Origin of the sequence: Phreatobacter sp. (assembly GCF_016793595.1) — a bacterium.
Taxonomy (GTDB): Bacteria; Pseudomonadota; Alphaproteobacteria; order Rhizobiales; family Phreatobacteraceae; genus Phreatobacter.
In genome coordinates, this window is record NZ_JAEULY010000002.1 from 298615 (window position 1) to 312245 (window position 13631).

At 69.8% G+C, this 13631-nt stretch carries 11 protein-coding genes; 5 read left to right on the forward strand and 6 right to left on the reverse strand.

The window, feature by feature from the left end:
* The first annotated feature begins 173 nt into the window (after nt 1-173).
* Nucleotides 174-1496, forward strand: a complete 1323-nt coding sequence (fliI, locus tag JNK84_RS02070) for a flagellar protein export ATPase FliI (RefSeq protein ID WP_293420008.1) — start codon at nt 174-176, stop codon at nt 1494-1496.
* Between the two features lie 204 nt (nt 1497-1700).
* Nucleotides 1701-2120: a flagellar export protein FliJ gene (gene fliJ / locus JNK84_RS02075; RefSeq protein ID WP_293420010.1), complete on the forward strand. Its 420-nt coding sequence runs from the start codon at nt 1701-1703 to the stop codon at nt 2118-2120.
* A 100-nt stretch (nt 2121-2220) separates the two neighbouring features.
* On the opposite strand, the gene JNK84_RS02080 is transcribed toward fliJ, so the two are convergent.
* Both JNK84_RS02080 and mbfA read right to left on the reverse strand, forming a co-directional pair.
* The gene (locus tag JNK84_RS02080; RefSeq protein ID WP_293420012.1) at nt 2221-3075 is read right to left on the reverse strand and encodes a metallophosphoesterase family protein; all 855 of its coding nucleotides are present in this window, start codon (nt 3073-3075) and stop codon (nt 2221-2223) included.
* A gap of 53 nt (nt 3076-3128) precedes the next feature.
* Complete coding sequence (gene mbfA / locus JNK84_RS02085; protein WP_293420014.1) at nt 3129-4100, reverse strand: iron exporter MbfA; 972 nt, start codon at nt 4098-4100, stop codon at nt 3129-3131.
* A gap of 436 nt (nt 4101-4536) precedes the next feature.
* Here mbfA and JNK84_RS02090 point away from each other — a divergent pair, with 436 nt between their 5' ends.
* Entirely contained in the window at nt 4537-5013 is a 477-nt protein-coding gene (locus JNK84_RS02090; RefSeq protein WP_293420016.1) for an NUDIX domain-containing protein, read from the forward strand.
* 8 nt (nt 5014-5021) lie between these two features.
* Here the strand turns inward: JNK84_RS02090 and JNK84_RS02095 are convergent, their stop codons facing one another.
* Nucleotides 5022-6302: an MFS transporter gene (locus JNK84_RS02095; RefSeq protein ID WP_293420018.1), complete on the reverse strand. Its 1281-nt coding sequence runs from the start codon at nt 6300-6302 to the stop codon at nt 5022-5024.
* Nucleotides 6303-6566: 264 nt separating this feature from the next.
* Between JNK84_RS02095 and JNK84_RS02100 the strand changes: the two genes are divergently transcribed.
* Together JNK84_RS02100 and JNK84_RS02105 are read left to right on the forward strand one after the other, a co-directional pair.
* Complete coding sequence (locus tag JNK84_RS02100; protein WP_293420020.1) at nt 6567-7076, forward strand: GNAT family N-acetyltransferase; 510 nt, start codon at nt 6567-6569, stop codon at nt 7074-7076.
* A 78-nt stretch (nt 7077-7154) separates the two neighbouring features.
* Nucleotides 7155-7391, forward strand: a complete 237-nt coding sequence (locus JNK84_RS02105) for a hypothetical protein (protein ID WP_293420022.1) — start codon at nt 7155-7157, stop codon at nt 7389-7391.
* Nucleotides 7392-7761: 370 nt separating this feature from the next.
* On the opposite strand, the gene JNK84_RS02110 is transcribed toward JNK84_RS02105, so the two are convergent.
* From JNK84_RS02110 to JNK84_RS02120, 3 genes are read right to left on the reverse strand one after another with little or no spacing between them, the layout of a single operon-like run.
* The gene (locus JNK84_RS02110) at nt 7762-9843 is read right to left on the reverse strand and encodes a hypothetical protein (RefSeq protein WP_293420024.1); all 2082 of its coding nucleotides are present in this window, start codon (nt 9841-9843) and stop codon (nt 7762-7764) included.
* A 3-nt stretch (nt 9844-9846) separates the two neighbouring features.
* Entirely contained in the window at nt 9847-12693 is a 2847-nt protein-coding gene (locus tag JNK84_RS02115; protein ID WP_293420026.1) for a DUF4159 domain-containing protein, read from the reverse strand.
* Nucleotides 12693-13625, reverse strand: a complete 933-nt coding sequence (locus JNK84_RS02120; protein WP_441343191.1) for a DUF58 domain-containing protein — start codon at nt 13623-13625, stop codon at nt 12693-12695. The genes JNK84_RS02115 and JNK84_RS02120 overlap by 1 nt, the downstream gene beginning before the upstream one ends.
* Nucleotides 13626-13631: the final 6 nt, after the last annotated feature.

Here is a 13631-nt window from a genome sequence, read left to right on the forward strand (position 1 = left end):
CGGATCGGGGTGGTTCGTGCAATTGGCGAGACTTTTTGCGAATTGAGCGAAAGCACGCGGCAAATTCTGCCGGTCGGCGTTTACCCATGGCTCCGGCGTTAACCCTTCATTGACCATGAGGGCGGAAGGTGGGCGCTGACCTCCCCGAAGGGGCGGCCCATGCAGGACATTTCATGCGCGCGCTTGCCGACCAGATCGCCGATATCGACGGCGTCGCCATCTACGGGCGCGTCGCGGGCGTGCGCGGGCTGATGGTGGAGGCTGCCGGGCCCGTCCATGCCATGTCGGTCGGCTCGCGCGTCACCATCGAGACGGGCGCGCGCCCCATTCCCTGCGAGGTTGTCGGCTTTGCAGGAGACCAGGCGCTGCTGATGCCCTTCGCCGGGCTGGAGGGCGTCAGGCGCGGCTGCAAGGCCATGGTGCAGATCGCCCCTGCCGCCGTGCGTCCGAGCCCCGCCTGGCTCGGCCGCGTCGTCAACGCCATGGGCGAGCCCATCGACGGCAAGGGTCCCCTGCCGCAGGGCGGCGATCCCATGCCGTTCCGGGCCGATCCTCCCGCCGCCCATGCCCGCCGCCGGGTCGGCGCGCCGCTCGACCTTGGGGTGCGGGCGCTCAACACCTTCCTCACCTGCTGCCGTGGCCAGCGCATGGGTATCTTCGCCGGCTCGGGCGTCGGCAAGTCGGTGCTGCTCTCGATGATCGCGCGCAATGTCGAGGCAGATGTCTCGGTGATCGGCCTGATCGGCGAGCGCGGCCGCGAGGTGCAGGAATTCCTTCAGGAGGACCTCGGCGAGGAGGGCCTCGCCCGCTCGGTCGTGGTGGTGGCGACCTCCGACGAGCCGGCGCTGATGCGCAAGCAGGCGGCCTATCTCACTCTTTCCATCGCCGAGTATTTCCGCGACCTCGACCAGCAGGTCATGCTGATGATGGATTCCGTGACGCGCTTCGCCATGGCGCAGCGCGAGATCGGCCTCTCGGCCGGCGAGCCGCCGACGGCAAAAGGCTATACGCCGACCGTCTTCTCCGAATTGCCTCGCCTGCTGGAGCGCGCCGGCCCGGGCGCGGGCGAGGGCGCGATCACCGCCATCTTCACCGTGCTGGTCGATGGCGACGACCATAACGAGCCGGTGGCCGACGCGGTGCGCGGCATTCTCGACGGCCACATCGTCATGGAGCGCGCCATTGCCGAGCGCGGCCGCTATCCCGCCATCAACGTGCTGAAGAGCGTGTCGCGAACCATGCCGCGCTCGGCCGATCCGGAATACTGGCCGGTGATCCAGCGCGCGAAGCGCACGCTCGCGACCTATGCCGATATGGAGGAGCTGATCCGGCTCGGGGCCTACCGAGCGGGCTCGTCCGCGGAGGTGGATGAGGCGATCCGCCTGCAGCCGGCGCTGGAGGCGTTCCTCGGTCAGCGCAAGGAGGAGGCGGCGTCGATCGGCGAGGGCTACAGGAAGCTCGCCGCGATCCTCGACGGGGCGGAAGCCGGTGCCTGAACCTGCGCCGATTTCGTCAGGTTTCGTCAGGACTTATGAACGTCCGTTTACCAAACATCGTACTTTCCGGAAACGGAATCTCAACCTCGCGGCCCTATCTTCACCTTTCATAAGGGGTAAGGCGTCCCTGGGACGGACGCCGAGGACGACCGTGCGCTGTGTGTGTGGCGCGCGGAATGCGGGGACTTCTGGGAGTATGAGTCGATGAAGTCGCGAGAGACTTTGATCCGCCTGAAGCGATTTCAGGTGGATGAGAAGCGCCGACAGGTGGCGCAGATCGAGATGATGATCGCCGAGTTCGAGCGCATGGCCGCCGACCTCGATCGCGAGATCGTCACCGAGCAGAACCGCGCCAATGTTCACGATCCGGCGCACTATGCCTATCCGACCTATGCGAAGGCCGCGCGCACGCGCCGCGACAACCTTCTCGGCTCGGCCGGCGAGCTGAAGGGCCAGCTGGACGACGCCAAGGCGGCGCTGGCGGAAGCCTTCGAGGAGCTGAAGAAGGTCGAGATCCTCGACGAGCGCGAGAGCGCCCGCGATCGCGCCGCCGATCAGGCGCGCGAGCAGGCCGAGATGGACCGCATCGGGCTTTCTCGACGTGGCGCCTATCTCGGCGCCTGAAGCGTCGGGCCTGAGGCGGACCCGCAACGGGTCAGATGAGAAAACTGGGCGCGGCCATCGAGCCGCGCCTTTTCTTTTGGACGCCTCTCCTTCCGGGCAGTCAGGTCTGGGCGACCGTCTTCCGCTCGACATTCACTCGCCAGTCGCCGGGCTCGCCGTCGATGGTCACGAGGTTCCAGGCCGCAGGCTCGTCCTTGCCGCCCGCCCGCGCCGAGGCGGAGGGCACGCCGACCACGGGGATCGGGCCGTCCGGGCCCTTCAGGGGTCGCATCGTGCCCTTGTGTGTGTGGCCGTGCAGCACCAGCTCCGCGCCGTGGCGGGTCAGCGCCCTCGCCAGTTCGTCATGGTCGTTCAGTCGCTTCTGGAAGCCGATGTCGAAGGGCGGGTGGTGGATCATGACGACTCGCGCCGTGCCCTCGGCCTTGAGGTCCTGCAGCAGTTCCTCCAGCGCCACGATCTGCCGCGCGCCGACCGCGCCGGCCGCCGAGAAGGGCGGCGTCGGCACGCCGCTGTTGAGGCCGATCAGCGCCACCTTTCCGCGGCGGCGCAGATAGGGGAAGGCATAGCCGCCCTCGGCCTCATCGACGCCATCGCCAAGGAACCACGGCCGCCAGTGCAGCACGATCTCCGGCACGGTCTGGCGCATATAGGCGTCATGGTTGCCGGGGACGAACGACACGCGGTCCGGCTCGCCGATGCGCCACAGCACCGCGCGTGCGGCCGGGAATTCGGCGGCAAGCCCGATATTGATGAGATCGCCCGTGACGGCGACGTGGTCGGGTGCGGCCTTGGCAACATCCATGAGCAGGCGGTCCAGCACGGCCATGCTGTGATGCTCGCCACGGCCGCGCCGCCAGTTGAGATAGCCGGTCAGCCGCTTGTTCAGGAGATCGCGCAGCGAAGGCTCCGGCAGCGGGCCGATATGCAGGTCGGAGAGATGGGCGAGGCGGAACATGGGTTCTGCCTAGTCGAAATCAGCCCGGATGGGAAACCGGCCGCCGCCGGGCGTCAGGCGCTGCCGAACAGGATGCCGGTCAGCAGGACCAGCGTGCCGCCGACCACGATCTGGAACACCGCCTTGAGGAAGGGTGTGTCCATGTACTTCCAGCGGATCCAGGCGATGGCCCACAGCTCCACGGCGACGATGGCGATGGCGATGCCCGTGGCGATCCAGAAGCCGTTGGGCCAGGTCGTGGGGATCAGGTAGGGCAGGGCGTGGCCGAGGCCGCCGATGGCCGTCATCAGGCCGCAGGCCCAGCCGCGGACCACGGGCGAGCCGCGCCCCGACAGCTTGCCGTCGTCGGACAGCGCTTCGGTCAGACCCATCGAGATGCCCGCGCCGACGGCTGCGGCGAGCGCGACGAGGAAGGTGCTCCAGTTGTCCTGCGTCGCGAAGGCGGCGGCGAAGACCGGGGCGAGCGTTGAGACCGAGCCGTCCATCAGGCCGGCAAGGCCCGGCTGCACATAGGTCAGGACGAAGCGCTGATGGGCGGTCGCGTCCTCGGCGCTCCTGACGTCCTCGGGCAGCAGTTCCTTGCCGAGGCGCTGCGCGAGGCTCTCGTGCTGGCCCTCGGCCTCCGCCAGTTCGACGAGCAGCTGACGGACGCCGACGTCGCGCGCGCCTTCGGCGGCCCGGCGATAGAAGGTCTGCGCCTCGGCCTCCATGGCCTCCGCCTCCGCGCGGATCGTGTCCAGCGACAGGTTGGTGGTGAGCCAGACCGGCTTGCGCTTGAGGAAGCCGCGGACGTCCTGCCGGCGGATCAGCGGCAGGAACTCGCCGAACTTCTCGCGATAGAGCCCATAGAGACGGGAGCGGTGGCCGGCCTCCTCTTCCGCCATGGCCACGAACAGCCGGGCACTTGCCGGATAGTCCGGCTCCAGCTGGCGCGCGAAAGCCTGGTAGATGCGGCCATCCTCCTCCTCGTTGGTGATGGCGAGGGCAAGGATCTGCTGTTCGGACAGGTCGGCGAATGCGAGCACGGCGGCACCTCAATGGCGCTGCTACATTAGAAGTATTGTAAAGAAGGCACAAGGCCGCCCGGCCGCCAAAAAGAAACGGGCGCCTGCGGAGTACCGCAGGACGCCCGGCATGCGTCGCCTCGATCAGAGGGGAGGATGACCTCAGCGACGGGAATAGATGCCGAGGGCGACGGCGGTGGCGCTGTCGCGGACCTCGATCGCCGGCTGCCAGCGGAAGGCGCCACGGCGAGCGAAGAAGGAAGAGATCAGCGAGATGAGCATAACACGCTCCGGGTTCGGGTGCTGCCCGCTTGTGCGATGCAGCATGACAGTGATTTAGGCGCGTTGCGGTTTTCCCGCCAGCGCCGATACTGCAGGGCCAGCCATGCAAAAACGATTTCCCTTGTTCATGGTCCGGCAATGTCTCATTCCAGAGATTGATGAAAGCGAAGCCGGCATGATCTTCCTCAGCCCCGACCGCCGTTCGCGCCTCACGCCGCTTCTACATGCCTATTGGCGCTTTTCACGTGGAATGACGCTCGGCGTGCGCGGTTGCGTCATCGACGAGGCGGGCAGGGTGCTGCTGGTCCGGCACAGCTACACGCCCGGCTGGCACTTTCCCGGCGGCGGCGTCGAGGTGGGTCAGACGATGAGGGCGGCGCTGGCCGACGAGCTCAAACAGGAGGCAAATGTCGAACTCGCCGGCGAGCCGCGTCTGGTCGGCCTCTACCTCAATTCCCGCGCGTCGCGTCGCGACCACGTGGCGCTCTACCGGATCGACGACTGGCGGCAGCCGGCGCCCTTCGTGCCGACGCGCGAGATCCTCGAAGCCGGCTTCTTTGCGCTGGAGGCGCTGCCCGAGGACACGACGCGCGGCACCCGCGAGCGGATCGACGAGATGTTCGCGGGACGGGAGCGCAGCGAAATCTGGTAGCGGCCGGCTTATCGCCGTCGCCCGGCAAGGTAGGCCACGATCGCGAGCCCGAACAGGACGGCGGTCATACCGAAGACGAGCGGGGCGTCGCCCGGCCCCGCCTGCCAGCCGGCCGGCGTCCATTCGCGGGCGAGCCCGTAGGCGGCCGGCGCGAAGGCATAGAAGGCCTGCCCGGCCGCAACATTCAGCGCCACGGCGCGAGGCACGTCCTCCTTGACGAATTCGACCTGCGCGATGAGTGGCGGCAGCGACACGAGATTGCCGATGCCGAGGCCAAACAGGATGACGCCGATCCAGATCAGCACGGGCGACGCGCCGCCGCCGGCCATCAGCGCGAGGCAGCCGCCGATCTGGATCGCATAGCTGATCGAGGCGACCAGCCGCCGGTCGGCGTCCGCCGGCATGAGCCAGCCGACCAGCGAGCGTCCGGTCACGGCGGCGACCGTCGCCGTCGCCATGGCGATGCCGGCCCATTGCGCGCCAAGGACCGGCACCATTAGCGAGAACATGTGGGCGATGAGCCCGACCTGCGCGAACAGCGCCAGCGAGGTGCCGAGGGTCAAGGTCAGAAAGGCGGGATCGCGCCAGATCAGCGAGCCGGGCAGGGGCCGGGCGCGCGGCGAGGTGAGGGAGACGACGGGGCTTCCCGGCGCATCGCCGTCCGGGGGCTGCCCGAGGCTCTCGGGCGTGGCCGAGAAGACGCGGTCGGACAGCACCCAGAGCAGGACGACGACGATCGTGCCGATCACCGCCACCGCCGCCGGGAAGCCCAGCGCGCCGATGGCGAAGACCCAGAGCGGCGAGAACACCACGCCGCCGACGCTGGCGCCGTTATAGGCCATGGCGAGCGCGGTCGGCCGGGTGCGCACGAACCAGGGCGAGACGATGGCGTTGACCGCTGCCGCGCCGAGCGTGATCCAGCCGGTGCCCGAGAGCGCGGCCGCGACGAAGAGCTGCCACGGGCTCTGCGCCAGCGACCAGCCGACGAGGCCGGCGACCAATGCGACCGCGCCCGCCTTGGTGGCGCGGGGAATGCCGAAACGGCGGTATATGGCAGGCAGGTTGGCGACCGTCGCCGCGCCCGCGAGATAGTGAACGGTGATGGCGGAAGCGACCAGGCTGATCGGCCAGCCGCGCGTCGCATGGATGGTGTGGAGGAAGACCGGCGGACCGTAGAAGCCAAGACCCCAGCCCGACATGGCGAGGAAAAAGGCGCCGGCGACCACGGTCCAGCCGAAGAAGCGCGGTCGGGCGGCGGTCGGCTGGGGCGGCATGGGCTCACGGGTCATGACAGGCTGCGGACAGGCGGCGGCCGCTCATCCTGCCGTGCAGTCTGAACCACTCCACGCGCCGATGCTTCGGCGCAGGCCGAAGGATAGCCAACCGAAAACGCCGGGCGGCGCGACGAGGGCGGTATGGCGCGGCCGGGAACGCCATGCTATGCGCGCTGCATGACGGGTTTGAGGCGTCTCAGGGTGCAGCGACGACGACGGCCGGCGTGATTGCCGCAAGCCGCCGTTTCCGTTCGCCCTTCTGCTGAGCCCTTGAGAGCCATGCCCGACCTCACGCTCGACCTCCATCCCGAGGCCCCGTCCGATCACGCCGCCATCGAGCGCCTGCACGAGCGCGCCTTCGGCCCCGGCCGTTTCGCCCGCACCGCCTTTCGTCTGCGCGAGAACGTTCCGCCCTTTGCCGACCTCTGCTTCACGGCCCGGGTCGGCACGCTGCTGGTTGGCTCGATCCGCCTGTCGCCGGTGGAGATCGGCGCCGGTTTCGCCGCCATCCTGCTCGGCCCCATCACCATCGACCCCGCCTTCCAGAGTCGCGGCATCGGCGGCGCGCTGATGCGCCGGTCGCTGGAGACGGCGAGGACGAAAGGGCACAGCCGCGTGATCCTCGTCGGCGACGCGCCCTACTACCAGCGTTTCGGCTTCAGCGTCGTGCCGCCCGGCAAGCTGACCTTGCCGGGGCCGGTCGATCCGGCACGGCTGCTGCTCTGCGAACTGGCCGATGGTGCGTTCGAGGGCGTGTCGGGACCGGTGCGCGGCACGCAGGCCGCCTGAAGCGCCTTGCGCCGGCCGACTTGGAGAATCGTTTCGGTCGGCGCACTGTCCAGCTCCCCCGGTCCAAGGAGGAATCCCATGCTGCGCCGTGACCTTCTCAAAGCCCTGTTCGGCCTGCCGGTCGTTGCAGCCGTCACGGCCGCAAGCGCGACCAGCGCCGAGGCGTCCTGGCTGTCGGATGGCGTTCGCCGCACCGGGCGCGGTGTGAACAGGGCCGGCCGTAGCCTCAATCGCGGCGTAACCCGCGCCGGGCGCAGCGTCGGCCGGGGTGCCCGCCGCGTCCGCCGCCAGGTCTTCGGCCGCCGCCGGGGCTGATTGCCGACCGCCGGCTTCCCGCAGGGCGGGAGGTACCGGTCGCCGCCGAGCAACCTTTTCCTTCCCTCCGCGTTTGTCTGTTGCGCGATTGACCGGTGATCCGCGTTTGCGGATCGCCGATGCCGCGCGCCAGCCGGGGAGGGACAGCGATGGATCGTCGGAATCTGGTGAGGCTGCTTCTTGCAGCGCCTGTCCTTGCTGGAGGCCTCGCCGCCAGTGCGACAGCGGAAGCCTCGTGGCTCACCGACGGCATCCACCGGGCCAATCGCCAGATTTTCGGGCGACCACGTCGGCGATATTGGCGGCGGAGGCGATACTGGCGTCGTCGTCGGTACTATCGGCGCCATTATCGCCGATACTGACAGGCGGTTCAGCGCCCCTCGCGCGCCCAGACCGCGGTCACCGCACCCAGCAGCAGCACCAGTCCCAGAATGCCGGCGAAGGCCGGCAGGATGCCGATGCCACGGATCACCGAGGCGTCGCGCTGGCGGATGCCCATCCAGTCCTCGCCGCGCAGCGACGTCGCCGAACGCGTCGGCACGATGCGCGGGATCGACAGGCTGCCGTTTTCCGAGATGCGCCAGAGACCGCCGCCGGTGGCGCGGACCAGCGGTTCCAGCAATCGCAGTGTCGAGGTTACGTCGGTGAACTCGCGCGGGTTCGGCGGGCCGACATTGATCAGGCGCGTCAGGCGGCCGGCCTGCGCGCGCCACAGGCCGAGTTCGGTCACATCGACCTGGCCGCGCCAGAGGCCGGGCTCGGCCTCCTGAAGCGTCACCGGCTCGCTGGCGCCCGAGGGCCGGGTCAGCGTGACGGTTTCCGGCCGCTCGGCCATGGTCTGCAGTTCGACGGCGAGCTGGCGGCCGCGCACGGCGAGGCGCAGGCTCTCCTCCTCCAGCTCCGGCTCCTTCATCAGCCAGTGGGAGAGGCGCCGCAGCAGTTCCAGATGCGGTCCGCCGCCCTCGTAGCCGCGCGCCCAGAGCCAGATATGGTCGGAGAGCAGCAGCGCGACGCGCCCCTCGCCCTGCCGCGACAGCAGCAGCAGGGGACGCTGGTCCGGGCCGTCCATGACGGTGGCGGCCCCCGGCGCCGGCTGGCGGCTTTCGATCAGGCGGAACCAGCGGCTCCAGTTCGGATTGCCCTCCTGCGTCATGCCGGGCAAGGCGCGCGTCACCGGGTGGCGGCGGCCCTGATCGGAAACGCGGGCGTGGAACGGCCGCTCGATGACGTCGCCGGTCGGCGCGGCCGGGAGGATCGACTCCAGCGGCGTGTCGTTGATCGAGGCGGAGGTCGCGTGTTCCGGCCCGGCTGCGATCAGCAGTGCGCCGCCGCCGCGGACATAGCGGGCGATGTTCTCGAAATAGATCAGCGGCAGCACGCCCTGCTGGGCATAGCGGTCGAAGATGATCAGGTCGAATTCGCGGATCTTGATCTGGAACAGCTCGCGCGTCGGGAAGGCGATCAGCGACAGTTCGTTGATCGGCGTGCCGTCCTGCTTCTCCGGCGGCCTGAGGATGGTGAAGTGGACGAGGTCGACGCCGGCATCGGACTTGAGGAGGTTGCGCCATGTGCGCTCGCCGGCATGGGGCTCGCCCGAGACCAGAAGCACGCGCAATTTCTCGCGGATGCCGTCGATGATGACCACGGCGCGATTGTTGATGGGGGTCAGCTCGCCGTCGAGCCCGTCGACCTCGATCTCGATGATGTTCGCGCCGGCATGGGTGATCTGGACCGAGACATTGGTGGTCGCGCCAGTCGTCACGGTACGCCGTTCGATGATCTCGCCGTCGCGGCGGATCGAGACGGAAGCCTGCGCGGCAGCGCCGCCGGTGCCGTTGTCCTCGATGCGGAAGCCGATGGTCTGGCTCTGCTGGACGATGCCGAAGCGCGGCGTCTGGGTCAGCACCACGCGGCGGTCGCGATCGGTGGAGCGGCCGGTGATCAGCGCATGGACGGGTGCCTGAAAGCCGATGGCCGCGGCCTGCGCGGGGACGTCGTGGACCTGCCCGTCAGTGACGAGGATCGCCCCGCCGATCCGCTCGGCGGGAACGTCGGAGAGGGCCGAGCGCAGCGCTTCGAACAGGTGCGTGCCGTCGCTCTGCCCGTCGGATGCCCCGGCATCGACCCAACGCACCTCGAAACCCGGCGAGCGCGCGAAATTGCGCTCGATGGCGGCCTTGGCTTCGTCGGTGATGCGGGCGCGGTCGGCCAATGACTGGCTCGCCGAGCGGTCCAGCACCACGGCGACGACGGTGCGCAGCGGGTCGCGGTCCTCCTGCGTGAAGACGGGGTTTGCGAGCGCCAGCAGGCCGAGCGCCATGGCGCCGATGCGCCACCACGCCCCGCGCGAGCGGGAAACCAGCAGCAGGGCGGCGACGACGACCACCGCCAGCGCGGCGGCGGCCAGCGCCCAGATCGGCAGGATGGGGGACCAGACGATGCCGAAATTCATCGCTCAGTTCCCCAGCCGTTCAAGCAAAGCGGGGACGTGGACCTGATCGGTCTTGTAGTTGCCGGTCAGCGCATACATCACGATGTTGACGCCGAACCGGAAGGCCAGCTCGCGCTGGCGTGCCTCGCCCTGCACCGGCAGCAGCGGATTGCCCTGCCGGTCGATGGCCCAGGCGGAAGCGAGGTCGTTCGACGAGATGATGATCGGCGACACCGAATCCGAGGCGCGGGCCGGCCGCGCCGCCTCGTCCTCGGTGGCGGGTGGAATGGCCTCGACCCAGGTCGTGCCCTCGCTGTAGCGGCCCGGAAACTCGCGCAGGATGAAGAAGGCGCGGGCGAGCACGTGATCGCGCGGCACGGCCTCGAGCTCGGGGATATCGAGGCCGGCGAGAATGCGGCGCAGCGTCGCCTGGGCGGGGCTGGTCTGCCCGGGCCGCGCCGTCAGGGCGTCGCGGGTGTCGAAGATCACCATGCCGCCCTGTTTCATGTAGGCGTCGAGCTTCAGCAGGGCCTGCGGTGAGGGCTCCTGCGCGCCGGCCACGATCGGCCAGTACAGTAGCGGGAAGAAGGCGAGCTCGTCGCTGGCGATGTCCACCGCTTGGGGCGCGGAGGGCTCCAGCGCGGTGCGTGCCGACAGGAAGCGGCTCAAACCTTCCATGCCGGCCCGGCTGACCTCGTCCACCTCGCGCGAGCCGGTGACGACATAGGCGAGCCGGGTCGCCTGCGTGGCGCGCGCGGCGGCATCGTCGGCGACATTGCCGGTCGAGATGGGCGGGCGTTCCTGATTGCGCCGGGTCTGCGCCTCGGCCGGGTGCAACGCGCCGCCCGCGAGGATGGCCAGAGCCGCGACGGCGGCGGTGCGCATGCCGCGCGAGCCCATGAGGCGCGCCAGTCCGCCGGCGATGGCGAAGACCGCGATCCCGTCGAGAAGCAGCAGCAGAAGGGCGGCAATCAGCAATGGCGACCTCAGATCGACGGGTTCGCCAACACGATACCGTTCGATCGTGGCATTCAGGCGGCTGAGATCCAGCGGCTTCAGCCTTTCGTCCTGCCCGAGGACGTTGACGGCGACCGTGCCTTCCTGGGGCCCGTAGAAACCCGGCGGGAAGTCGAAGGTCGCGGGCTCGCGCCGGTCGGCGGGGATCGGCTTGGCGGTGGCCGGCGGGCGGATGAAGGCGCCGAAACCGTCGAGGACGCGGGTCGGCGGCACGCGCTCGCTGGCGCGCGGCTGGCCGGGAATGGCCGCAAGCCCCTCGGCGGCGGGCTTGCCGGCAGCGGAAAGACCCGCGACACGCTTCAGCATGTCGACAAAGGCGCCGGACAGCGGCAGGTCGGACCAGGCGGTATCGGCGGTGATGTGGAACAGGATCAGGAGGCCCTGTCCGCGCTTCTCGGCGGTCACCAGCGGCGTGCCGTCGGCGAGCTGCGCCCAGGTCTTGTCGGCGAGCAGGCCGTCGGGCTCGGCCAGCACCTGCCGGCGAACGCGCACATCGGCGGGAACGGCGATATCCGCGAAGGGGCTCTCGCGGCCGAAGGGGCTGAGCGCCTGCGGCGTTTCCCACGACAGCGCACCGCCGAGCTGGCGGCCGCCGCGCCGCAGCTTCACCGGGACGAGGTCGTCGTTCTGCGCGCCCGCGAGGCGCGTGCCGGCGAAGCGCAGCAGGATGCCGCCGCCATCGATGAACCGGTTCAGCGCGTCGCGCGCGGTGGGCGTGACCGTGCCGACATCGGTCAGGATGATCATCGGCACGCGGCTCTCGACGAAGCGCACCACCGCCTCGGAGGGCGAGGCGCCCTCCACCGTGCGGATATCCGCGAAGGGTTCCAGAGCCCGTCCCAGATAGTAGGTCGGGGAGAGTAGCGGCTGCGCGGTGTCGGCGGTGCCGCCGGAGACGACGCCGATGGTGCGCCGCGCCCAGCGGGCGTCGATGAGCTGGACCGCGCCGGCCGAGCGTTCCGAGACGATGTCGAGGCGGGTGATCTCGTTGCGGATCTCCACGGGCAGGTCGAAGCGCACGTCGGCCTCGGTCGCGCCGGGCTCGAAGGCATAGGTCGCCTCGCCGAGCGGCAGGCCACGCGTGTCAAGCGCGCGCACACGGCCCGCCTGCGCGGGTCCGGCATCGGCGCGGATCACCTTGGCCGAGAAGCCGCCGGCCGTATTGGTCGCGTCGGTCAGTGCGATCTGGGCCGGCGTGCCGCCGTCATAGACCGTCAGCGCGTGGTTGCCGGCGATCCGCCGCAATTCCTCGACGAAGGCAGCCGACGCTCCCGTGTCGATGCCGTCGGTGAGCCAGACGATCTCCGCCTGCGGCTGCGCGCCGAGGAACCGGGTCAGGGCGGGGAGGATGCCGGCCCGGTCGGGCGTATGGGGCAGCGGCTCGAGCGAGCGCAGCCGCTCGCGCACCGATCCCGGGGTCTCAAGCCCGATGTCGATCACCGGACGCGCCGTCGAGGTCAGCGATACCGGCCTTCCCGCGCTCTCCGCCGAGGCGACGATCTGGTTGGCGACGCGCAGGCGCTGCTCGAACGCGGCGGCGGATGCCCAGCCATCGTCCATGAGAATCAGCACCGGCCCCTGCGACCGGGTGGTCGTGGCGGGCGGGTTCCACAAGGGGCCGGCCATGGCGAGGATAACGATGGCCGCCAGCAGGAGCCGCAGCAGCGTCAGCCACCACGGGCTGCTCGCCGGCGTCTCTTCCTTCGGCGCGATGTCGATCAGGATTCTGGTCGGCGGAAACTGCACGCGGCGCGGGCGCGGCGGCACGAGGCGCAGCAGCCACCAGAGCGCCGGCAGGGCGGCCAGCGCGAACAGGACGAGCGGCGAGGCGAAGACCAGCGGCAGGCCCAGCATCAGCGTCGCCCTCCCGCCATGCCGAGGTCGCGCGAGCCCGGCCCCATGCGCTGGTGCAGCGCGAGGATCGCCGAGGCCGGCGGCATGTCCGTGCGGTGGATGCCGAAGCTCCAGCCGCGCTGGTCGCATTCGCGGCGCAGCTCCGCGCGGTGCGCGGCAAGGCGCGCCACATAGTCGTCGCGCCAGGTCTCGGCGCGGCCGGCCGTGATGGTCAGCTTCTCCTCCATTTCCTCGAACTCGACCCGTCCCTTGTAGGGGAAGGTCTCCTCGATCGGATCGTTGATCTGGAGGACGTGGCCGCGCGAGCCGAACGAGGCGAGACTACGCACCTCGTCGGCGAACTCGGCGATGGGCACGAGGCAGTCGGACAGGATCACCACCTCCGACAGCCGCGAGACCGGCGCCTTGGGCGGCAGGTTCTGGCCTGCCTTGCCGGCATTGGCGATCAGCGCATCGGCCATGCGATCGATGATGGCGCGGCTCGCGGTCGGCCGCATCAGGCCGGGAATGCCGACCCGTTCGCCGCCACGCACCATGATGTCGGCGAGCGCGAAGGCGATGACGACGCAGCGGTCGCGCTTGGTTTCCCAGGCGAGCGGCGAGACGAATTGCATCGAGGGCGAGCAGTCCGGCCAGATCCAGACCGTATGGGCCGCCTCCCATTCCTGCTCGCGCACATAGAGGTGCTGGTCGCGCGCCGACCGCCGCCAGTCGACGCGGGCCGCCGGCTCGCCATCGACGAAACGGCGGAACTGCCAGAAATTCTCACCCGTGCCGGCGCGCCGGCGGCCGTGCAGGCCGTGGACCACCGTGGACGACACGCGCCGGGCTTCGAGGACGAGGCGCGGCAGCGCGGCCGCCAGCATCTCGCCATCGCGGGTCAGGCGGCGGGCATGGTCCTCGCGATTCTCGGGCTGGGCGAGGCCGAACATGTCAGC

What these genes read in the sequence shown, in the direction of transcription:
- JNK84_RS02095 (WP_293420018.1), bottom strand. Translation starts at nt 6,302, where the DNA reads ATGACCCGTGAGCCCATGCCGCCCCAGCCGACCGCCGCCCGACCGCGC.
- JNK84_RS02100 (WP_293420020.1), top strand. Translation starts at nt 6,567, where the DNA reads ATGCCCGACCTCACGCTCGACCTCCATCCCGAGGCCCCGTCCGATCAC.
- JNK84_RS02115 (WP_293420026.1), bottom strand. Translation starts at nt 12,693, where the DNA reads ATGCTGGGCCTGCCGCTGGTCTTCGCCTCGCCGCTCGTCCTGTTCGCG.
- JNK84_RS02120 (WP_441343191.1), bottom strand. Translation starts at nt 13,625, where the DNA reads ATGTTCGGCCTCGCCCAGCCCGAGAATCGCGAGGACCATGCCCGCCGC.
- JNK84_RS02110 (WP_293420024.1), bottom strand. Translation starts at nt 9,843, where the DNA reads ATGAATTTCGGCATCGTCTGGTCCCCCATCCTGCCGATCTGGGCGCTG.
- JNK84_RS02090 (WP_293420016.1), top strand. Translation starts at nt 4,537, where the DNA reads ATGATCTTCCTCAGCCCCGACCGCCGTTCGCGCCTCACGCCGCTTCTA.
- JNK84_RS02105 (WP_293420022.1), top strand. Translation starts at nt 7,155, where the DNA reads ATGCTGCGCCGTGACCTTCTCAAAGCCCTGTTCGGCCTGCCGGTCGTT.
- fliJ (WP_293420010.1), top strand. Translation starts at nt 1,701, where the DNA reads ATGAAGTCGCGAGAGACTTTGATCCGCCTGAAGCGATTTCAGGTGGAT.
- JNK84_RS02080 (WP_293420012.1), bottom strand. Translation starts at nt 3,075, where the DNA reads ATGTTCCGCCTCGCCCATCTCTCCGACCTGCATATCGGCCCGCTGCCG.
- fliI (WP_293420008.1), top strand. Translation starts at nt 174, where the DNA reads ATGCGCGCGCTTGCCGACCAGATCGCCGATATCGACGGCGTCGCCATC.